Here is a 22,684-nt window from a genome sequence, read left to right on the forward strand (position 1 = left end):
CTATCCAGCAAGTCTTTCTATTATAAAAGGCATCCAATCAAGTTTTCAGACCTGATTGGATGCCTTTTTCTAATTACTTACCTTTTTGCCTTACCAAATAATCACGCGGTCTTCTGGTGAACGCCACATACCGTCTCCCTCTTTAACATCATAGGTTGTAAAGAAATCATCGAAGTTTGGTACTTGTACATTGACACGGAGTTTGGCTGGCGCGTGCACATCCACGCTAGCCAAAAGTTTCATAAATTCTGGACGACCTTTCATGCGCCAGATGCGACCAAAGTTGTAGAAGAATTCTTCTGCTGAGAAGTCTGCTTCTCGCTTAGCTGCTTCAAGCGCTGCAGCGATTCCTCCCAAGTCAGCCACGTTTTCTGACACAGTCAATTTACCGTTAATGGTTGCTCCATAAGAATCCTGTCCATCAAATTGATCGATAACTTTTTGTGTTTTCTCTTTGAAGGCGGCATAGTCGCTCTCTGTCCACCAATCCTTGAGGCTACCATTTTCATCAAAGGAAGCTCCGTTGGTATCAAAGGCGTGGGAAATTTCATGGGCAATAACTGCCCCAATACCACCGTAGTTAGCAGAAGATGACTGATGCAAGTCATAGAAAGGTGCTTGTAAAATGGCCGCTGGGAAGACAATTAGGTTCTTCTGTGGATTGTAGTAAGCATTGACCATATGAGCAGGCATGCCCCATTCCTTGTAGTCTACAGGCTGGTTCCACTTGCTCCAATTGTGCTTGATTTCCACACGCGCAAAGGCTAGAGCATTGTCAAAAAGACTAGCATTTTCATCCACTACCTTGTCCTTATAGCGTTCTGGCAATTCTTCTGGGTAACCGATGTAAGGCTTGATGACATTGAGTTTGACGATGGCCTTGTCACGAGTTTCAGGAGTCAGCCAGTCATTTTTAGCCAAACGTTCCTTATAGACATCAATCATGGTTGCCACTTTTTTCTCCACATCCACCTTGGCTTCTGGAGAGAATTTTTCATGGGCATACCAGAGACCCAAGGCTTGTTTGAAAGGACCTTGTGCTAGCTGGTAGGCTGCCTTGACCTTGTCTTTGGCTTCTGGAACTCCTGAAAGCGCACGGCTATAGGCACCTGACAAGACACGAATTTCTTCTGTTAAATAGCTGGTTGAAAGATTGACAACACTCAAAATCAAGGTTGCCTTGAGAAGAGGCCAAGCTTCTTCACTATAGAATTGCTCTGCTGCTTGCCAAAAACGTTCCTCGTCTACGATAACCTTGTCTGGTATTTGTCCAAGAACAGCTTGGAAGAAGTCATCCAGGGGTAAGGCAGGCGCAAATTTCTTGAAATCTTCATAAGAATATGGATGGTAGAGTTTAGCATATTCTGAACTTTCTTCATTAGAAAGCACCACTGCTGCAACGCGACGGTCCAATTCTAGTCTTTTCTCTAGCAAGTCTTCAATTTCTTCATCAGAGAAATCATAAGCCTTGAGAAGATTTACGCTGCTTTCTTTCCAAAGAGTCAAAAGCTCTTCACGCTGAGGATGGTCTTCAGCATAGTAGGTCGTATCTGGAAGGATCGTGCTTGGAGCGCTAGCCCATAGAACATTGATTCTAGCATCCATAAAGTCTGGCGATACACCAAAAGGAAGGAAGTTTGGTTTACCAGCAAGCTCAAACTCTGCTAGTTTAGCTGTAAAATCCGCAAAAGTCTCCAATTCTTGGAACTCTTTAAGAAGTGGTAAGACAGGTGTGATACCGTCAGCTTCTCTCTTGTCAAAATCACGAACTAGGCGGTGGTATTTGACAAAGTTTGCCAAGATAGCATCCTCAGGCACCTCTTCTCCTGCCAACCACTTGTCTGTTGTCGCCAGCATCAGGTCTTCAATTTCCTGATCTAAATCAACAAAACCTCCTGTTTGAGACTTATCTGCTGGAATTTCAGCTGTCTGTTGCCATTCTCCATTGATTGCATCATAAAAATCATCTTGATAACGTATCATCTTGTTCTCGCTTTCATTTGTACTTGTTTTTAGCTTAACAAAAATTAACTGGGAATGCAATTAAAAATGAACTTTCTCTTTCCATCATTTTTCAGTTATTATTTTAATTTTTTTAAAAATTAACTTGACTTAATTTTTTTTTTAATGTATATTAAGAGGCAGGAGGAATACAAGTTTATGATACGTATCGAAAACCTCAGTGTCTCCTACAAAGAAACGTTGGCACTTAAGGATATTTCACTAGTGCTCCACGGACCAACAATTACCGGTATTATTGGTCCAAACGGTGCTGGGAAATCAACATTATTAAAAGGGATGCTGGGAATTATCCCACATCAAGGTCAGGCATTTCTCGATGACAAGGAAGTTAAAAAATCCTTACACCGAATCGCCTATGTCGAACAAAAAATCAATATCGACTACAACTTTCCCATCAAAGTCAAGGAATGTGTCTCGTTAGGACTCTTTCCCTCTATCCCTCTCTTTCGAAGTTTAAAGGCTAAACATTGGAAGAAAGTGCAAGAAGCCCTTGAAATCGTCGGTCTAGCTGACTATGCTGAACGGCAAATCAGTCAACTGTCTGGAGGTCAATTCCAGCGGGTCTTGATTGCCAGATGTTTGGTACAGGAAGCCGACTATATCCTCTTGGATGAACCCTTTGTTGGGATTGACTCTGTCAGTGAGGAAATCATCATGAATACGCTGAGAGATCTGAAAAAAGCTGGGAAGACGGTTCTCATCGTCCACCACGACCTCAGCAAGGTTCCCCACTACTTCGATCAAGTCTTGCTTGTCAATCGAGAAGTGATTGCCTTTGGTCCAACCAAAGAAACCTTTACCGAAGCCAATCTCAAAGAAGCTTACGGTAATCGACTCTTTTTCAATGGAGGTGACCTATGATTGCAGAATTTATCGATGGATTGCAAAAATTCCATTTCTTACAAAATGCCTTGATAACAGCCATTGTCGTCGGGGTCGTAGCTGGAGCTGTAGGATGTTTCATCATCCTACGCGGGATGTCACTCATGGGAGATGCCATTTCACATGCTGTCTTGCCAGGTGTAGCCCTCTCCTTCATCTTGGGCGTTGACTTCTTTATCGGAGCCATTGTCTTTGGATTGCTAGCTGCCATCATCATTACCTACATCAAGGGGAACTCGATTATCAAAAGCGATACCGCCATCGGCATTACCTTTTCTTCTTTCTTAGCCCTCGGTATCATCTTGATTAGTGTCGCTAAAAGTTCAACTGACCTTTTCCATATCCTTTTTGGTAATATCCTAGCCGTCCAAGATACGGATATGTTTATTACTATGGGTGTTGGGGCAGTCATTCTCTTGTTAATCTGGATTTTCTTCAAGCAACTCTTGATCACTTCCTTTGATGAACTCTTGGCTAAAGCCATGGGAATGCCTGTCAATTTCTATCACTACCTTCTCATGGTACTCCTGACTCTCGTGTCTGTGACAGCCATGCAAAGTGTCGGAACTATCCTGATTGTAGCCATGCTGATTACCCCAGCTGCAACTGCTTATCTGTATGCTAATAGCCTGAAAAGCATGATTTTCCTTTCCTCAACCTTTGGAGCTACAGCTTCAGTTTTGGGACTCTTTATCGGTTATAGCTTTAACGTTGCGGCAGGTTCTAGTATCGTGCTTACAGCTGCTAGTTTCTTTCTCATTAGCTTCTTTATCGCTCCAAAACAACGATATTTGAAACTGAAAAATAAACATTTGTTAAAATAAGGGGCAAAACCCCAATAAATTGGAGGATCTAATGAAAAAATTAGGTACATTGTTCGTTCTCTTTCTTTCCGTCATTGCTCTTGTAGCATGTGCTAGTGGAAAGAAAGATGCAGCTTCTGGTCAAAAACTAAAAGTTGTTGCTACAAACTCAATCATCGCTGATATTACTAAAAATATTGCTGGTGACAAGATTGATCTTCACAGTATCGTTCCTGTTGGCCAAGACCCGCACGAATACGAACCACTTCCTGAAGACGTTAAGAAAACTTCTGAGGCTGACCTCATTTTCTATAACGGTATCAACCTTGAAACAGGTGGCAATGCTTGGTTTACAAAATTGGTAGAAAATGCTAAGAAAACTGAAAACAAAGACTACTTTGCAGTCAGCGAAGGCGTTGATGTTATCTACCTTGAAGGTCAAAACGAAAAAGGCAAAGAAGACCCACACGCTTGGCTTAACCTTGAAAACGGTATGATCTTTGCTAAAAATATCGCAAAACAATTGAGCGCTAAAGACCCTAGCAACAAGGAATTCTACGAAAAAAATCTCAAAGAATATACTGATAAGCTAGACAAACTTGACAAGGAAGCTAAGGAGAAATTTAACAACATCCCTGCTGAGAAAAAACTCATTGTAACCAGCGAAGGATGCTTCAAATACTTCTCTAAAGCCTACGGTGTCCCAAGTGCCTATATCTGGGAAATCAATACTGAAGAAGAAGGAACTCCTGACCAAATCAAGACCTTGGTTGAAAAACTTCGCCAAACAAAAACTCCTTCACTCTTTGTAGAATCAAGTGTAGATGACCGTCCAATGAAGACTGTTTCACAAGACACAAACATCCCAATCTACGCTCAAATCTTTACTGACTCTATCGCAGAACAAGGTAAAGAAGGCGACAGCTACTACAACATGATGAAATACAACCTTGACAAGATTGCTGAAGGATTGGCAAAATAAGCCTCTGAAAAACGTCATTCTTTTCCGAATTGACGTTTTTTCTATGCCCACATTTCCAGTCAAATCATTGGAAAATTCTGACTGTTTCAGCTAAAATGGAAGAAAAAAGATTGGAGTATCTTATGGTAACTTTCCTCGGAAATCCTGTGAGCTTTACAGGTAAACAACTACAAGTCGGCGACAAGGCACTTGATTTTTCACTCACTACAACAGATCTTTCTAAAAAATCTCTATCTGATTTTGATGGTAAGAAAAAAGTCTTGAGTGTCGTGCCTTCTATCGATACAGGTATCTGCTCAACTCAAACGCGTCGTTTTAATGAAGAACTGGATGGACTGGATAATACAGTTGTCTTGACTGTTTCAATGGATCTACCTTTTGCCCAAAAACGTTGGTGTGGGGCTGAAGGTATTGAAAATGCCATCATGCTCTCAGACTATTTCGACCATTCCTTTGGACGTGATTATGCCCTCTTAATCAATGAGTGGCACCTATTGGCACGCGCAGTCTTTGTCCTCGATACTGACAATACGATTCGCTACGTTGAATACGTGGACAATATCAACTCTGAACCAAACTTCGAAGCTGCAATTGCAGCTGCTAAAGCCCTATAGAAAAAATCCTCTGTCACAAAGAGTTCCCTACTCTTTGAAACGGAGGATTTTTGCTTACGAGTAAATATAAATTCAATCAGCTAAAAACAACTACCTTACTCTACAGATTTCAAGGCTTCAAGCATATCAATCTTTCTCAAATGATGATTGACGAAGAAACCAAGCAGGGTCAAAATGATGCTTACTGCTGCCACTGGGATTACATATACTTCCCAGCCTACCCGCGGATAAAAGAGAATAGTCGCAGGAGAAATCATTTGAATCAAAAATTGATGTAAATAGAAACCAGATACCAAACCAAGTACGATTCCCACAAGGGACAGCACAATCGTCTCACGGTAAATGTAGAGAGTGACTTCATTATTATGAAAACCGAGAACCTTGATAGTGGAGAGTTCACGGATTCTCTCAGCCACGTTGATATTGGTCAGATTGTAAAGGATAACAATAGCCAATAGAACCGATACGATGACCAAGATAGTCATGGTCTGATTGAGGGAGCTAGCGACAGAGTCAAAGAGCCGAATGGCTGAAGCATTCTGGACAACGCTGGACACCGCAGCTTGATTCATAAGCAAGCCTGCCTGCCTTTCAATACTAGGCGCACTAGAATCCTTTAGCGAAACCAGATAAGTGTTGGCTTGGGGTAGCTGTCCGTAAATTTGCTCATAGCTAGCCTGACTCATATAAATAAAGTGGCCAACGTAGTTCTCAGTAATAGCAGCGACCTTTAATTCCTTACCTTCAATTTCTAAAGTCTGCCCAACCTTGACACCTGCCAGCTGGGCTAGTTTAGCTGTGATGACAACTCCATCTTTTAATGTCAACTCTTGCTGATGATGTTGCAGATGGATAAAGGGAGTCAAATCCTCCTTCTCTGTACTCATAAGGGTAATGGTTTGAAGACCAGCCTTACCTTTGAAATCCTTATCTAGCGTTTTAGAATAGATTTTCTGGTAGGCTTGGATATCCTGCCCTTTCAACACTTCTTCCAACTCTGCCTTGTCCTGATTTGTCGCACTAGGATTTTCAGAGACAATCATTTGATACTGTTGAATTTGTTGAAACTGTCTAGACGGAACTCCTGCTACAGAGGATTGGATTCCCAAACCTGCAAAGAGCAGAGCGACTGAACCTGCCACACCAAAGATCGTCATCAACATCCGTTGCTTATAACGGAAGATATTGCGGGCTGTTACCTTATGGGTAAAACTGAGATGACGCCAGATAAAACCGATGCGCTCTAGTAAGATTTTAGCTCCTTTGACAGGTGGTTTAGGCAGTAAAAGCTGGGCTGCTTCGTCATGAAGTTCCCTACGAGCCACCAGATAGGCTGGTAACACACTCGCCAACCAACTCAAAGCAAGAGCCAGTAAGCTATAGATCCAATAGAACTGAATCTGGGTTTCTCCCACCACCATTCCTTTTGTAATGACACTTGAAATCACACTGGCTAGTAAATAATGTCCAAGTATACTACCTAGAGCTGTTCCGACAGTCCCAGCTACTAGGCCGTAGAGGAGAAACTTGGCAATAATATCCTTGCTATGATAACCCAAGGCCTTAAAAATACCTGCATGTGTTCGTTCTTCATCCACAAAGCGAGTCATAGTTGTAAAGGTCACCATAGCCGCTACGGCATAAAGCACTACAGGAAAGATATTGCCCACTGCCCGAATACTGGCTGAAGCATTACTGTACATGAGGAAGCCTTGACCCCCTGGCATGGTTTGCCGATTATAGACTTGATACTTGGGCTCAGCTAAATCATCCAAGACTTGCTGATGTTTTTCTAGTTTTTCCTTTTCTTGGGCTAGATTTTGTTCAGCCTGCTTTAGTTTGTCCTCTTCCTTGCTCAATTCCTGCTTAGCTTGGGTAAGTTGAGCACTAGCCTGCTCTCTCTGAGCTTGAGGAAGCAAGGCTAGTTGACTTTCCTGAGCCTGTAAACGAGCTTGAGCTGCTGCTAAACGACGCTTGCCTTCCTGCAAATTAGTCTCAGCCTTGTCAAGGGTTTCTTGGCCTTTGTCTAGAGACTCTTGTCCTTCTTTTCTCAAGACTTGCAGACGTGCCTTGCCATTATCTGACAAAGCTTGTTCAAGGTCTTCCTGATGTTGCTTGGATTTTTCTTCATAAGCTGATGAAAAGGCATTTAAACCTGACAAATCTTGATATTTCAAACGAGCTATATTGTAGACTTTCTGATTAAACTGACCAGGTAAAATGACCCCGTAGGCTGTCAGAGTCCCGCTTCCACTTCCTGCGTAGCCCATATCTCGCTGGGAGAGGATTTCAGCTGAATCCACAAAACCAGTAATGGTATAAGCATGGTCTTTTAAAGAGGAATGACCCTCTTCTTTTTCTTTAAAACTAATCTCCTGTCCCACGCTGTATTGGCCTTGCAAATGACTGGCCAAAGCGATTTCCTGGTCTGACTGAGGAAGTCGTCCCTCTCTTAGCTGAAAGGTTGAAATTCGCTCTGGTTTGGAGTACAGCCGAATGGCATCCTGCCCATTCTCCATAGTCACATCTGTCAAATAGCCAAACTCAACTTCTGCGCCCTCTATCTGTTCTAGTTCTTCTTGATCTGCTTGATCCAAACCATAATTAGACATAACTGCCAAATCCAAGGTTTGAGCAGTTGTTAAATAAGCATTAGCTGTCGCCTCCATGTTGGGACTGGTTACTTTGAGACCTACTAGGGCTAAAGATCCCAACATCATCAAGGTCAAGATGGATAAAAAACGCCCCTTGGAGCCTGTGAAGGACTGAATTAAATCCTTCCAATAGGTTTTTCGCTTGATCATGCTAGTACTCCAAACTGTCGATATCCTGAGGATGCTGGTTTATCACCACATCCTTGACACTGGCATCGTGCATATGAATCACGCGATCAGCAATGGGCGCCAAAGCTCCATTGTGAGTCACGATAATCACCGTCGCTCCCTTTTGACGAGACATATCTTGGAGGATTTTCAAAACCTGCTTGCCCGTCTGATAATCCAAGGCTCCAGTTGGTTCGTCACAAAGGAGAATTTTAGGATTTTTTGCTACCGCGCGTGCAATGGAGACTCGCTGTTGCTCCCCTCCAGAAAGCTGGGCTGGAAAGTTATTGAGACGATGAGCCAGACCTACATCTGTCAAGACCTGTTCAGGATTCAAGGCATCTGTCACGATTTCTGAAGCCAACTCCACATTTTCCTTAGCGGTTAGATTGGAAACTAGATTATAAAACTGAAAAACAAAACCGACATCATTTCTACGATAATTGGTCCTCTGGTGGGAACTATAATCTGCAATATTAACACCATCTATCCAGATTTCCCCCTCATCACTGGTATCCATTCCCCCAAGAAGGTTAAGAACCGTTGACTTGCCTGCACCAGATGCACCTAGAATAATAACCAATTCACCCTTTTCGATCTCAAAATTCACATCACGATTGGCCACAATCTCCGTGTCCCCAACCTGATAACGCTTGTAACAGTGTTTCATCTCAATATAAGCCATCAGACCCACCCTCTCTCAAACAAATTACTTCCTACTACCATTATAACGCTTTTTCAACTAGTTGGAAACTGCTTACATTCTCAAATCCTTATTAAAAGGCAGTATCAAATTACTGCCTTCTAATACTCAATGAAAATCAAAGAGCAAACTAGGAAGCTAGCCGCAGGTTACTCAAAGCACCGCTTTGAGGTTGTAGATAAGACTGACAAAGTCAGTCACATATATACGGTAAGGCGACGCTGACGTGGTTTGAAGAGATTTAAGAAGAGTATAACATCTTCTTAAAAATAAAATTGAACCAGATCGCCTTCTGCTGTTGCTACCGAAATACAATCTTTCTCTATGCATTTCACTTTTGCTTTTTCTTGATTCATTTCAATCACACTCTTCTCAATACCTGGATAAGAGACTCGCAAATCTCCTCCACTTCTTGATAAAATGGTCAACTGTAAGAGTTTTTTATCCGCCCATCTCATGCTAATTTCAAAATGTCCACGTGCCATTAAGCCTGAAACGGAACCTCTTGACCATGCATCGGGTAGGGCGACTAGAGGTACCAGATAAGCTGTATGAGATTGGAGTAACATTTCTGCCATGCCACTAGTAGCACCAAAATTACCATCTATCTGAAAAGGAGGGTGGCTACACCAAAGATTGGGCAAAGTGGATGGCTTTAACTGCTCTGCTAATAATTTATGGGCTCGATTGCCATCTCCCAAACGCGCCCAGAGATTGATCTTATTAGCCTTGGACCAGCCTGTTCCCCCATCTCCACGATCATTGAGGCTAGCACGCGCCGCATCAAGATACTCTTGCCCCTTATGACTAAAGAGAGTTCCAGGATAGAGTCCCACCAGATGAGAAGCGTGACGATGTTGGGCCTCCACTTTCTCATTTTGAAAATGCTGCTCTTCCTCCTCATACCACTCCCTGATTCGACCAGATTGAGTGATTTGCAGAGGATTAAGCAAGTCAAACTTCTCCTTGACTTCAGTCAACAAGTCCTCATCCAATTTCAATTCTTGAGCAGCCTGAATAAAATCATGGAATAATTGCCAAATCAGAGATTGGTCATAGGTATTTCCAATCGAAATCGGCCCATGTTCTGGTGAGTAAGATGGAGAAGATACCCAACGCTTCGCTTCCTTATCCTCATGTAAAAAAGCATTCCAAAAACGAACCGTTTCCCTCAACATGGGATAAATTTTCTCCCTGAGATAGTCTTGGTCCCTGTAAAATGAGTAGGCCTCATAAACCGTTTGCATCATCCACGCATTGGCAGCTGGCGACCAGCCCCAGTAGTAGTCCCAACCAGGTGCCGTCCAGCCAAAAGGAGTCGCTTGCGTATGAACCAACCAACCGTTCTCCTCCCCTTTCTGAGAAATGATTCCTGCATACCTTGCAGCCGCTATGCGACCATAAACACGCAAATCATCGATATAGTTGATGACCGGAAAAGCCGTCTCTAAGAGGTTAGTCACATAGGCTGGCCAATAATTCATCTGCAGGTTGATATTCAAGTGATAGTCCGAATTCCAAGGAGGATTGTCGACCGCATTCCAGACTCCCTGTAGGTTAGCTGGTAGAGCATCTGGACAATCTCTGGAAGAACTAATCAGTAAATACCGTCCATACTGGAAGAATAGCTCCTCCAAAGCCTGTCCCTCTTGTGGCTTATAATTTATTAGTAACTCATCTGTAGTGGATGTGTCAACATCAGCTCCCAAATTCAATTGAACACGCTGAAATAAGGCTTGGTAGTCCTCAATATGCCTTGATTTCAATTGGGCATAGCCCTTTTCTTTAGCTGTGTCCACCAAGTCCTTTACTTGCTGCTCTAAATCTAGTTTATTGCGATAATTACTAGCAGGATTTTGGGCAAAATCTGTCTTAGCCGCCAAGAAGAGATTGGCATAACTGGCTCCTGATATCTGAACCTTATCTGACCAAACTCTAATATCCCCATCTGTTTCCCAAGCTAAACAGCTAGCAAACTGCAGGTCATTGTCCTTAACTCTTCCCTTCATCAAGATATGAGAATCAGTAATATCCAACTTACACTCCTTGTAATCAGACTTCTCCTGCTCATACTTTCCATCAGAAGCCAAATCACGGGTCAAGGATAGTTCTATAGTAAAATCTAGAGTTTCCAACCCTTCCTTAGTAAAGCGCTGAATCAAGAGATCATCTGGAAAACTGGCAAAGGCTTCACGTTCAAATCGCGTTCCCTTATAGGCATAAGAAGTCGTCGCAAGTGCCTTACTAATATTCAACTGTCTCTGATAGTCCGTCACCTGAGACAAAGTCGTGTCTTGATTACTAAACTCAATATGAATATCCCCAAAGGACAGATAGGTCCCATATTGACTGGTTTTTGGTCCAATCAGATGCTTTTCAGCCAGTTCTTTAGCCCGATTGTAATCTCTCTTTTCCAAAGATCGCCGAATCTCAGCTAAAAAGTTATGCTGATCCTGAAGATTTCCACCCTGATAATCTGAACTATCAGGAAGTGGACCACCAGACCAGAGACTTTTTTCATTAAATTGAATCCGTTCAGCCCCAATAAGACCAAAGACTTTAGCTCCTAAAGAACCATTGCCTATCGGTAAGACCTCTTCTTCCCAACCCTTATATGTTCTTGATGCTGGTTGCTTATAGGCCAATACATAATCTTGTTTTTTATTCCTTATCATACTACCATACTAACATAAAAAGCCTAGAAATCAATTCTAGACTTACAATTTTTTATTTTCCAAGGTAGTATTCAGAAACGACGTTCAATTTTTCGTCAAATTCGAATACCAATGGTGGGAAGTTAGGGATTTCCACGTCCATGATTTCGTCATCTGACAAACCTTTGATGTGTTTTACAAGGGCACGGATTGAGTTACCGTGAGCTCCTACGAATACGTTTTTACCATCTTTAAGTGCTGGAGCGATTTTGTCTTCCCAGAATGGAAGGGCACGTTCCAAAGTCACTTTCAAGTTTTCAGCATCTGGGATTACTGAGTCGTCAAGTGAAGCATAACGACGGTCTGTGTGAGCTGAGTGCTCATCATCACGGTCCATGTTTGGAGGCAATACATCGTATGAACGACGCCAGATGTGAACTTGTTCATCACCAAATTGTTCAGCAGCTTCAGCTTTATTTTTACCAGTCAAACCACCGTAGTGACGTTCGTTCAAACGCCATGATTTTTCAACTGGAACCCACAATTGGTCAGAAGCTTCGAGAGCCAAGTTAGTTGTTTTGATCGCACGTTTCAATACTGAAGTATAAGCTTGGTCAAATTCGATACCAGCTTCTTTGATCAATTTTCCAGCGTCAATCGCTTGTTGTGTACCTTTTTCAGACAAATCAACATCAGCCCAACCAGTGAAAAGGTTAGCTTTGTTCCATTCAGACTCACCGTGGCGAGCAAAAACCAATTTTACCATTAGATGGATTCTCCTTTAAATTTTCCGAGGTTTTCCCTCGTTTATCTATTCTATTTTACACAATTTTTCACAAAAAAGCTAGTCAAAACCAAAAAGGAAAGGACTGTTTGGCAATGTTTGACAATCACATTGTTTTTGGTTATTTCTATTCTATCATCATTATTTAATCTTTAAAAAACATCCCAATTTCTAACATTTGGGGTGTAATTTAACCAATTATTCTCAATTACTACAAAAAATTTCTATCTTACTGTAGTTGAGATGTCAAAGTTTTCAACTGTTTTTGCAAATTGTCTCTAAAGTCTTTCAATTGTTGAGACAATTTTGATTTATCATCTTCCTTGATCTCAGTTGACCCTAGCAAATCATATATTTTTTTCTGCGCATCGAATAATTTTTGAGTTGACTCTTTTAGTTTGGTAAACGACTCATTATTTTCCATAGCTGTGCCTTTGAAACTTTCCTCAGCTTTAGTAAAATAATCATCAAAAATCTTTTTATAAAGATCTATATAATCTGCATAAGTACGCATTGATTCAATCGCATCATCTGTTACAACTGGAGTATCGAAAGTGATTGTTTCTTTTGAGGTATTAGATGTTGCTACTGTCTTCTCATCATTACTTGTTGAAGCAGTCTTTGAACTTTGTGATCCACATGCAACGAGAAGAGAAATAGATAATAGGACTACTCCTAGACCGATAAAATGTTTTGTTCTTTTCATGCTAAAACACCTTTTATTCTTCTGATTTGAATTTCTTCAATGTTGCAAGGAATAGAGATCCTCCAATAATAGCAAGAATCCCCCCAACCCATCCTAAGAATGGAATGAGACTAACTCCACCTGAAACAATCATTAGTACAGACGGAGCTGCACCTACACGATTATCTCCTTTATAGTAAACAATAGCAATGATACCAAGAACAAGATTTGCAATCTTCAAGACATTCAAGAGTAAGGCAACACCTGAAACAGCCCCTGCAGTAGCTCCTCCATTAAGAGTTGTAGCAGCTGTATTTACCGCTGTTCCCAACAAGACAAAAGGACCAATAAGAAGTAAAATTCCTCCCACAAGACCGACGATACCACTAATTAAAGCAAGTGTTTTTGATTTCATAATAAAATCTCCTTTTTATTTTTTTCAAATAAAATTGTATCATATTTACTAAAAAAAAAAAGTATTTTCTGATATTATAAAATAAAAATTTGTATAATATGAAATAAAATATAATACTTTTCAGAAATCAAAAGCAACTATACAAATTTATTATTGTAAAAAATGTGACACTATTTACCAATCTTATCCGTAATTTCAAATCCCTATTTTATCTTACTGTTACTAGTTGTCTAACTTTCTCTTTGATTTTGATGGAGTATAAAAAGTCACACCTCACAAATTTTTAAAATAAATAAAAACGCATCATATCAGGTGTTCAAAAACGTGATACAATGCGTTTAATAGACTATAAAATTAGTTGTCTTTTCTTCTCAAATTGAGTTTTGCCTAGACTTTTCAACCTTATTTCTCTTCAAATCCTTCTGCGACTGCGTCCGCGAAGTTTTCTTCTACGATGCTTGCACAGTGGTCACAGATGACTGCGTGGTAGCTGCGTTCTGCTGTTGTTGGGTCGATACGACGGCAACGGTCACATACTTCACCTGTAGCGCGTTCAACTGTAAAGGCTACATCTTCGAAGCTAACGGCAGCTTCTGGAGCTGGTCCTGCTGCGATAGTCAATTCAGACACGATTAAAAGTTGAGCTACATTGCTGTTTACTGCTTCGAGCAGAGTTTTCACCACTTCATTTGGATAAACTGTCAAGTGAGCTTCAAGTGATTTACCGATAACTTTTGCATTACGAGCTTCTTCCAAGGCTTTTTGAGCTTGTCCACGGAAGTCCATGAAGGCAGCCCATGTATCCAAGATTTCTTCTTGATTAGCAAATGTCTCTGCTTCTGGCAATTCTGACAATTGAACAAAATCTTCAGCTTCAAACTCAAGGTATGACCAGATTTCTTCAGCAGTATGAGGAAGGATTGGTGTCAAGAGTTTGGTGATTTTCACAAGAATGTCATAGAAGACAGTTTGCATTTGACGGCGTTCCAATGATTTGGCACCTTCAATGTAAACAACATCTTTAGCAAAATCAAGGTAGAAGGCTGACAAGTCAACGTTGATAAAGTTCACCAAGGCCTTGTAGATTGTCAAGAATTCAAAGTTTGCATAAGCATCACGAATGGTCTTGACAAGCTGGTTAAAGCGAATCGTCATGTACTTATCAACTGAACGAAGTTCATCGTAAGCTACTGCGTCTTGAGCTGGGTTAAAGTCAGATGTGTTAGCAATCAAGAATCGAAGGGTGTTACGGATTTTACGGTAAGTTTCAGAGACTTGGCTCAAGATATCCATAGAGATACGCACGTCGTTGCTTGAATCAACACTTGTTACCCAGAGACGCAAGATTTCTGCACCAAATTGTTTTTCAACATCGCTTGGAGCAATGGTATTTCCAAGAGATTTAGACATTTTCTCACCTTTACCATCAAGGGCAAATCCTTGTGACAGAATTTGTTTGTAAGGTGCTACACCATGGTTGGCAACAGATGTGATGAGTGATGAGTTGAACCAACCACGGTATTGGTCAGAACCTTCTAGGTAAAGGTCTGCTGGGTAAGTCAACTCAGGACGGTTTACCACAACTCCATTCCATGATGAACCTGAGTCAAACCAAACGTCCATGATATCTGTTTCTTTCTTGAACTCGCCATTTGGTGAACCTGGATGAGTAAATCCTTCTGGCAAGAGATCCTTAGCATCACGTTCCCACCAAATGCTTGAACCATGTTCTTCAAAAAGTTGAGCTACGTGTTCAATCGTTTCAGCTGTCATGATAGCTGTACCATCTTCAGCGTAGAAGATAGGAAGTGGAACACCCCAAGCACGTTGACGAGAGATGACCCAGTCACCACGGTCACGAATCATATTGTAAAGACGGACTTTACCCCATTCTGAGTGGAATTTCACTTTTTCAATTTCATCCAAGATTTCTTGGCGGAATTTAGAAACTGAGGCAAACCATTGTGGTACTGCACGCCAGATGATTGGTTTCTTAGTACGCCAGTCAAATGGGTATGAGTGAGAGATTTCTTCTTGGGCAAGAAGGAGGTTACCAAGTTTCTCGATAACAGTTGGAACTACCTTTTCATAGAATTGACCTTCAAACTCAGGACCAGCATTCTTCATCATGATACCACGTTCGTCAACAGTCACTGCGACTTCAAGACCATTAGCAATACCAACATTGTAGTCGTCCTCACCAAAACCAGGGGCGGTATGGACAATACCTGTACCAGAATCTGTTGTAACGTGGTCACCAAGGATAACCAATTCATCTACAGCTGTATCCCATGGATGTTCTGTTACGATGTGGTTCAATTCTTGACCACGGTAAGTTGCCAAAACTTGAACATCAGACCAACCAAATTTCTCAGACAAGCTAGTCAACAATTCTGCAGCAACCACAAACTTACGAGCTTCACCAGCAGGTTGAACCAAAACGTAATCAATATCTGCACCAACAGTCAAACCACGAGAAGCTGTGATGGTAAATGGAGTTGTTGTCCAGACTACGATGTAAGTATCTGTATCTAGAACATCTTTGCCATTTTTTACCTTATTGGCATAGTAAAGGGAAGTTGAAACCAAATCATGGTATTCAATCTCTGCTTCAGCAAGGGCTGACTCAGATGACCAAGACCAGTAAACTGGTTTTGCACCACGGTAGATATAACCTTTATTAGCCATCTCACCAAATACACGGATTTGAGCTGCCTCATAGTCAGGAGTCAAAGTCACATATGGATTTTCCCAGTCACCAGAAACACCCAAACGTTTAAAGTCTTCACGTTGTTTATCTACTTGAGAAAGTGCGTATTCACGGCAAAGTTTCAAGTACTCAACCAAGTCCATTTCTTTACGTTTGACACCTTGTTTTGCCAAAACTTGCTCGATTGGCAGACCATGAGTGTCCCAACCCGGGATAAATGGTGCGTAAAAACCTGACATAGATTTTGAGCGAACAATGATATCTTTTGAAATCTTGTTCATAGCATGTCCAACGTGGATATTTCCGTTAGCGTATGGAGGGCCATCATGCAAGGTGAAATGAGGTTTTCCTTGGTTCAATTCTTGACGACGTTGATAAAGTTTTGCATCTTCCCATTCCTTTTGCCAAACTGGCTCTTTGGTCGGAAGGCCTGCACGCATTGGGAAAGCTGTTTTCCCAAGATTAAGGGTATCTTTGAGTTTCATGGTATCTCCTTTATAAATAATAACAAATTAAAAACCACGACTGCCAAAAAGGACGAAAATCGTGGTACCACCTTTATTTGGAAAAAGATTTAGTCTTTCTCCCTCTTATCCCGTAACGTGGGGAACGTCAAATCTTACTAACTTCAGATTTGAGTTTTTGAGAGGATAATCTTATCAATAGGGATTACAGGACTCACACCATCTCCTGCTCGCTGGAAATATAAAGATAAGATATTGTTCTCAGATCATTTCTTATAAAATTGTAACAGATTCTTGCGGAGCCGTAAAACCTGGTTCTGAGTTTACAGCTTCAGTAGCTGGTGTTGGGCCTGAATAATGGCTTGGAGCTACTTCTGGCTCTTCATACATTGGACCAACTGGATGAGCAGGATCTTCTTCAATTTGAGGACTCACTACAGGAGTTGGATTTTCCACTTCCTGTTTAGCCTGAGCTTCAAATTCAGCCAATTCTTTATTGGCTGCCTCAATACGAGCCTGTAACTCTGCCATTTCTGCTTGAGAGAACTGACGTGTCATATCAATTGGTTCTTCCTCAATTGGAGCTGGAATCGGTTCTCCAAGTACTTCGCTAACCACTTCTTTAAAAGCTTCATCACTGGTTTGAAGATAAGTAGCTGTTGGACGGAGAATATCTTCCCAATCTGACGATTCAACAATAGCTAACTGGCTCTCAATTGTAGATTTGAGACGTTGGTGGAAGACACGGCTCTTGTTCTTCAATTCTTCGGTTTCAACAGCAACTTTCTTAGCATTGTCAGCAGCCTGACGAAGAATTTCATTTGCCTTGTATTTTGCTTCTTCCAATAATCGATGTGCATCCTGTTCAGCTTGATGAATAATATTATTTGAACGATCGTGTGCTGTTTGTTTCACTCTCTCAGCTGTATCTTGGGCAATCAATACAGACTGGCTCAACGAATCTTTCATCTCATCAAAGTAAGACAAACGCTCTTCCAAATTTTTAATATGTAAATCCTTATCATGATTAGAACGAACCAAATCTTCATAATCACGAACTACAATATCTAAAAATTCATCTACTTCTTCTGGATCAAAACCTCTAAAGCGTGTGCTAAAGGTTTTATCTTTGATTTCTAACGATGTAATTGGCATATTTTTCCTCACTTACTTAATAACAACTGGACTGTTATTTTTTTCTTCTCTTTTTTAGTTTGTCCCTTATCTTGAAGTAACCTCAAACGCCCAAATTTTCTCACACTAATCAAGTCTCCAACTTGAACAGTATAATCTGATTTGTCTACCATATGATAATTTACTTGGACAAGTTTCTTGTCAATCAACTGGTTTGCTTGATTTCTAGATAGTTTTAAAACATTTGATAAAAGAACATCTAATCTAAAACTAGACACGCATAAATTCAGCTCTCTATACTGTTCTAGCTTATCTATTTTCTCGGTGAAAGGACGTTCCTCCAGCGAAACAGGTATACGGCCAATTTTCTTTAATCCATCTTGAAAGAGAAGAAGAAACTGCTGATTAATCATAATCTGCGCCCGTTCTTCATCTACTAGGATATCTCCAAAAAGTTTCCGTTCAATCCCTAATTGATTGATGACTGTCCCTAAAATCTTAGCATGCGTTAAGTGTTCAAATTTATTGGAATACACTATTTCCTGGAGAGATATTTCAAAATCTGAAAACTCTGGCTGGAAATAATCTGGGTATAATAAAACTCGAACATACTCACTCGAGACGAATTCCCCACTACTGCTACAAGCAAGACCATAGGTTTTGGCCAAAATCTTTAATAGCTTCTCCTGATGAGGATTGATAAAAGGAGTTAAAAAAGGAGCATAGCTATCTTCTACCTTTTTTATCCATTCCATTCCCTTATCAAGAAAGGGACGATCTTCTATGGAGAAATGCTGGTAAATCCCTTTATTCATCCTATCATCGCCAGAAAACGGACTAGGTTTTCTCCTAAAAATCGAATCAAAACAATCGCAACCCAAACAGATAAATCAAGACCTGCTATCTGTAAAGGCAGGCGTTGCAAAGGAGCAAGCACTGGTTTTACCAATGCTACAATCCAACGACCCAAACTTGATTCGTAGGCGCCTGGAAACCAAGACATGACAGCAAAGGCCACCAAAATCAGGGAGTAAATATCCACTGCATTATAAATCATACGAATTAAAAAAATCATTATCGTACTCTATTTCGTCTCATATCAAAATCAAACTCACCCTGTTGATCTTCATCTGGTAAACGAATATCTTCAACATTTACAATAACATTCACTGGTGTCAACAGGTACATGGTAGAAGCTACCTTTTTCAAATTTCCAGCTAGAACATGGCAAGCTCCATCCAGATAATCTAAACAACGACGAGCTTGCACTTCAGTCATATATTGAAAATCAATCAAAATACTTTCGTTTCCTGCTAATAAATCAACAATTTCTATCGCATCTTCATATTTTCTAGGATAACGAACATCAATTGTTACTTTTTCAGTAGAATGCTGATTTTGCTTTGCTAACTCTTGTTGACGTGCATGCAGTCTAGTAATATTATTTTCTTTTGTACCACTTGTGCTTGGTGTTTGATTCGTTGAGAGAGCCTTTTCCTGTGTAGAATTTACTGGAGTTAAAATGGGCTCATCTCGTTTTTCATTAGGGAGACTTAAATCCTCATCCTCCGTAAAATAATCTATAAATCTATCGAATCTATCTTTTAAAGACATGGTTCTCTCCTACTTAAAAAATGCTGTACCTATGCGAACAAAGGTGGAACCGAATTGAATCGCTTCTTTATAATCACGACTCATTCCCATGCTTAAGTCGGTCATAGGCATATTTGGAATTTGTTTTTCTTGGATTCCTTTTTGTAAATCTTGGGTCGCCTTGAAAATTTCTTTCAACTGCTCACTGCTAGCCTCAAAAGGTGCCATCGTCATTAAACCAACATATTCAATCTTATCTAGTTTGGCTAACTCTGGCAAGACTTCCAATAATTCTTCTCTCGAAAAGCCGTGTTTACTTTCTTCTTTAGAAATATTTACTTGAAGGAAACACTTGATGACTCGGTCACTTCTTTTTTGGATTTCCTCTGCTAGCTTTACTGAATCCAATGCATGGAAATAATCAACGTATTGAATGACATCTTTCACCTTACGTCTTTGCAAGGTACCAATCAAATGCCAAGTCACATCTCGATCTTTTAAAGCTTGATATTTCTCTAGAAACTTATCTACACGATTTTCACCGATATGATGAACCCCTAGCGGAAGCAAGGCTTCCACTGTCGGTACATCTACATACTTGGTAACTGCAATGACAGAGACTGAGCCACTCTCGCGATGAGAACTCAGACTTGCTTCTGCGACTTCTCGAAAAACACGTTCTGTATTTTCTTTTACATTCATTTACTTAACGATTTTTGAAAAATGGAGGTGTATCCAACTCATCTTCATCTTGTGAATTTGGAATTTCAAAACGTTCTACCGGTGACACTACTGAATCAGTCGGACGAACAATTGTCTCGCGACGTAAATCCCAATCACCAAAAGCAGATCCTTGAGCTTGTTCCGAGCGACGTTGATTTTGTTTTGGCAATTCAGCTGTTTCTGCCATATCAAAATGACGATCAAAGCCATGTGAATGAGATGGTTTCACTGTCTCACGGTAGTTGGTAGTAGGTCTAGCTTGTGGAGCCACAACCTTTTCTACACGGTCTTGACGAACACCCGTTGCGACAACTGTTACACGAATTTCATCACGCATACTTTCATCAATTGAAGTACCGAGCCAGATGTTTACTCCTTGTCCCGCTGCCTGGTTCACAATTTGTGAAGCCTCTTCTGCCTCAATCAAGGTTAAGTCGAGACCACCAGTTACGTTAACAATCACATCTTCTGCTCCATCAATTGTTGTTTCAAGAAGTGGAGAGTAAATTGCCTTACGTGCTGCTTCTACCACACGTTCTTCTCCACTACCGATACCAATACCCATAAGAGCATTCCCTTTATTTGCCATAACTGTTTTCACATCGGCAAAGTCAAGGTTAATCAATCCTGGATTGGTAATCAAATCGGTAATTCCTTGAACACCTTGACGAAGAACGTTATCTGCTTCGCTAAGGGCCTCCAAAAGCGGTGTCTTCTTATCAACAATTTCAAGCAAATTGTTGTTTGAAATAATCAATAGAGTATCTACATGCTCACGTAGTTGATTGATTCCTTCTACAGCAAATTGTCCACGTTTGCTTCCTTCAAAACCAAACGGACGTGTTACAACACCAACTGTAAGAGCGCCCAAATCTTTGGCGATACGAGCAATAACAGGAGCAGCTCCAGTTCCAGAGCCTCCTCCCATACCAGCAGTGATGAAGACCATATCTGCGCCACTGATAGCTTCAGTCAGTGTTTCTTCGCTTTCTTCAGCAGCTTTACGACCAACCTCAGGTTGACCTCCTGCACCCAAACCACGAGTCAATTTAGGTCCCAACTGAATAACAGTCTCAGCTTTTGTACTACTCAATGCTTGTACATCTGTGTTTGCTGCGATAAATTCTACGCCTGTAACACCTTCGTCGACCATACGGTTGATGGCATTGCCACCACCTCCACCGACACCAATTACTTTAATCACTGCACCTTGAGCAGCAGCTGTATCAAATGAAAATGTCATAATTTATTTTTCCTCTTTATTCGTCAAACATGCTTCCGATCAAGCCACGGAAACGATCTGCTAATTTCGGTTTATTTTGTGAAGCTTGTTGGAAATCCGCCATTGGTTCTGTAGGCGCCACCGGCTCTACTTCTGGAGCAGGGGCTGGTTGAACAGGCGTTGATTGTACAAACTGAGCTGTTTTCTGAATCATTCCCCCAAAACTAAGCGGTTGTTGGAATAATCCTTCATCACCCTTGACTGCTCGTTGAGCCAAGAGATGTACTTCTGTCAATTGTCCCGCGAATTCTGATAGACTAATCACATGCGCAAAGGCTGGATTACGAATTCCAACTTGGTTTGGAACATAAAGCTTGACACGAACACCAAAAACTTCTTGAGCAAGTTCCACAATACCCGGTAAAATAGCGGTTCCACCAATCAAAACAATGCCACCAGGAAGATCCAATAAATGTCTTCTGTCTAAGTCTTGTTTGATTTGTTCAAAAATATGCTTAATACGTGCAGAAATAATTTCTGACAAGTAATTTTCTGTTACTTCAACAGGTTCTACTTCCCCGATCACTTCGACTTGGAATGTTTCCTTACTTGCAAGGGGAGGATAAGCCTCTCCATAGTTTAATTTCAAACCTTCGGCTAGTTTCTGTGATGTCTTCAAGACTTTAGAGATATCCTTAGTTACATAATCTCCGCCTTCTTGGAGAATATTGGTAAACTGGAGTTCTTGGTTACGAATTGTAGCGACAGTCGTTTGACCTGCCCCCATATCAATCACTGTAGCACCAAATTCACGTTCACCTTCATTCAAAATAGATTGAACCATTGCTAGTGGTGAAATAATAATATTTTCAACCTGAACACCTGCACGTTCAACTGTCTTACGTAGGTTATGTAAAATAGTGCGAGGACCTGTATAAAGTAAACCACGCATTTCAAGGCGAACCCCCATCATACCACGTGGGTCACGAATCCCTTGAAAACCATCCACAATAAATTCCTCAGGAATGAATGTGATAACTTCACGATCAGGTGTCATACTCTTTGTCAAAGCTGATTTGACAACATTTTCGACATCTTGATCCATAATTTCCTTGGTATCAGATGTTACTGGAATCATTCCTTGAGTTGGTTCTACCTGTAAGAGATTAGCTGGTAAACCAACATTCACTGATTTAATTGAGATGCCTGCTTTTTCTTCTGCTTGGGAAATTGCTGATTTGATAGCAGTTGCTGCTGCATCAATATCAACAATAATTCCATCCTTTACACCTTTACTTTTGGCATTACTCACGCCAATTACATTTAATTCACCATTTCTCTGCTCAGCTACAAGCACCTTGACAGAGCTTGTTCCAATATCTAGACCTGTAAAAAAGCCTTCTCTAGCCATTACATCGCATCCTCTCTATCTTCCAAGTTTCTAACTTCGTAATATTCAATAGCTAAACGTA

Annotated in this window: 19 protein-coding genes; 4 read left to right on the plus strand and 15 right to left on the minus strand. The window is 40.9% G+C overall.

From position 1 onward, the window contains the following. Positions 1–90: 90 nt before the first annotated feature. The gene (gene pepO, locus ACN076_RS08780) at positions 91–1,983 is read right to left on the minus strand and encodes an endopeptidase PepO (protein WP_420789848.1); all 1,893 of its coding nucleotides are present in this window, start codon (positions 1,981–1,983) and stop codon (positions 91–93) included. 177 nt (positions 1,984–2,160) lie between these two features. Here pepO and ACN076_RS08785 point away from each other — a divergent pair, with 177 nt between their 5' ends. From ACN076_RS08785 to tpx, 4 genes are all read left to right on the plus strand, one after another. Continuing rightward, positions 2,161–2,883, plus strand: coding sequence for a metal ABC transporter ATP-binding protein (locus ACN076_RS08785; protein WP_000619146.1), 723 nt, complete (start codon positions 2,161–2,163; stop codon positions 2,881–2,883). Next, positions 2,880–3,728, plus strand: coding sequence for a metal ABC transporter permease (locus tag ACN076_RS08790; RefSeq protein WP_033682180.1), 849 nt, complete (start codon positions 2,880–2,882; stop codon positions 3,726–3,728). The genes ACN076_RS08785 and ACN076_RS08790 overlap by 4 nt, the downstream gene beginning before the upstream one ends. A 31-nt stretch (positions 3,729–3,759) precedes the next feature. Beyond that, positions 3,760–4,689, plus strand: coding sequence for a metal ABC transporter substrate-binding lipoprotein/adhesin PsaA (gene psaA, locus ACN076_RS08795; RefSeq protein WP_420789849.1), 930 nt, complete (start codon positions 3,760–3,762; stop codon positions 4,687–4,689). Between the two features lie 122 nt (positions 4,690–4,811). After that, on the plus strand, positions 4,812–5,303 hold the full coding sequence (gene tpx, locus ACN076_RS08800; protein WP_420789850.1) for a thiol peroxidase: 492 nt from the start codon (positions 4,812–4,814) through the stop codon (positions 5,301–5,303). Positions 5,304–5,398: 95 nt separating this feature from the next. Here the strand turns inward: tpx and ACN076_RS08805 are convergent, their stop codons facing one another. The 14 genes from ACN076_RS08805 to ftsA all read right to left on the minus strand — a co-directional run bounded on the left by ACN076_RS08805 (position 5,399) and on the right by ftsA (position 22,623). Beyond that, positions 5,399–8,107, minus strand: coding sequence for an FtsX-like permease family protein (locus ACN076_RS08805; protein ID WP_420789851.1), 2,709 nt, complete (start codon positions 8,105–8,107; stop codon positions 5,399–5,401). A 1-nt stretch (position 8,108) separates the two neighbouring features. Then, positions 8,109–8,810, minus strand: a complete 702-nt coding sequence (locus tag ACN076_RS08810) for an ABC transporter ATP-binding protein (RefSeq protein ID WP_261140189.1) — start codon at positions 8,808–8,810, stop codon at positions 8,109–8,111. Positions 8,811–9,091: 281 nt separating this feature from the next. Next, positions 9,092–11,503 carry a glycosyl hydrolase family 95 catalytic domain-containing protein gene (locus tag ACN076_RS08815; protein ID WP_420789852.1) on the minus strand — a complete coding sequence of 804 codons (2,412 nt, stop codon included), beginning with the start codon at positions 11,501–11,503 and terminating at the stop codon, positions 9,092–9,094. 52 nt (positions 11,504–11,555) lie between these two features. After that, positions 11,556–12,248, minus strand: coding sequence for a phosphoglycerate mutase (locus ACN076_RS08820; protein WP_000240129.1), 693 nt, complete (start codon positions 12,246–12,248; stop codon positions 11,556–11,558). A 247-nt stretch (positions 12,249–12,495) separates the two neighbouring features. After that, positions 12,496–12,972, minus strand: coding sequence for a hypothetical protein (locus ACN076_RS08825; RefSeq protein ID WP_265479403.1), 477 nt, complete (start codon positions 12,970–12,972; stop codon positions 12,496–12,498). Positions 12,973–12,985: 13 nt separating this feature from the next. Continuing rightward, positions 12,986–13,366: a hypothetical protein gene (locus ACN076_RS08830; protein WP_265479405.1), complete on the minus strand. Its 381-nt coding sequence runs from the start codon at positions 13,364–13,366 to the stop codon at positions 12,986–12,988. Positions 13,367–13,768: 402 nt separating this feature from the next. Next, the gene (ileS, locus tag ACN076_RS08835) at positions 13,769–16,561 is read right to left on the minus strand and encodes an isoleucine--tRNA ligase (RefSeq protein ID WP_285300742.1); all 2,793 of its coding nucleotides are present in this window, start codon (positions 16,559–16,561) and stop codon (positions 13,769–13,771) included. A 252-nt stretch (positions 16,562–16,813) separates the two neighbouring features. Next, the gene (locus ACN076_RS08840) at positions 16,814–17,695 is read right to left on the minus strand and encodes a DivIVA domain-containing protein (protein ID WP_049531825.1); all 882 of its coding nucleotides are present in this window, start codon (positions 17,693–17,695) and stop codon (positions 16,814–16,816) included. 8 nt (positions 17,696–17,703) lie between these two features. Continuing rightward, positions 17,704–18,489, minus strand: coding sequence for an RNA-binding protein (locus ACN076_RS08845; protein WP_219967022.1), 786 nt, complete (start codon positions 18,487–18,489; stop codon positions 17,704–17,706). After that, positions 18,486–18,749, minus strand: a complete 264-nt coding sequence (locus ACN076_RS08850; RefSeq protein ID WP_000576512.1) for a YggT family protein — start codon at positions 18,747–18,749, stop codon at positions 18,486–18,488. The genes ACN076_RS08845 and ACN076_RS08850 overlap by 4 nt, the downstream gene beginning before the upstream one ends. Continuing rightward, on the minus strand, positions 18,749–19,288 hold the full coding sequence (locus tag ACN076_RS08855) for a cell division protein SepF (protein ID WP_049531827.1): 540 nt from the start codon (positions 19,286–19,288) through the stop codon (positions 18,749–18,751). The genes ACN076_RS08850 and ACN076_RS08855 overlap by 1 nt, the downstream gene beginning before the upstream one ends. Before the next feature lie 9 nt (positions 19,289–19,297). Further along, a complete protein-coding gene (locus ACN076_RS08860; RefSeq protein WP_420789853.1) occupies positions 19,298–19,969 on the minus strand; it encodes a YggS family pyridoxal phosphate-dependent enzyme in 672 nt (223 codons plus the stop codon). 4 nt (positions 19,970–19,973) lie between these two features. Next, a complete protein-coding gene (ftsZ, locus tag ACN076_RS08865) occupies positions 19,974–21,233 on the minus strand; it encodes a cell division protein FtsZ (RefSeq protein ID WP_023943741.1) in 1,260 nt (419 codons plus the stop codon). A gap of 16 nt (positions 21,234–21,249) precedes the next feature. Then, the gene (gene ftsA / locus ACN076_RS08870) at positions 21,250–22,623 is read right to left on the minus strand and encodes a cell division protein FtsA (RefSeq protein WP_000090384.1); all 1,374 of its coding nucleotides are present in this window, start codon (positions 22,621–22,623) and stop codon (positions 21,250–21,252) included. Positions 22,624–22,684: the final 61 nt, after the last annotated feature.

The sequence above is a fragment of the Streptococcus sp. K0074 genome (genome assembly GCF_048843365.1).
Taxonomy (GTDB): Bacteria; Bacillota; Bacilli; order Lactobacillales; family Streptococcaceae; genus Streptococcus; species Streptococcus mitis_BM.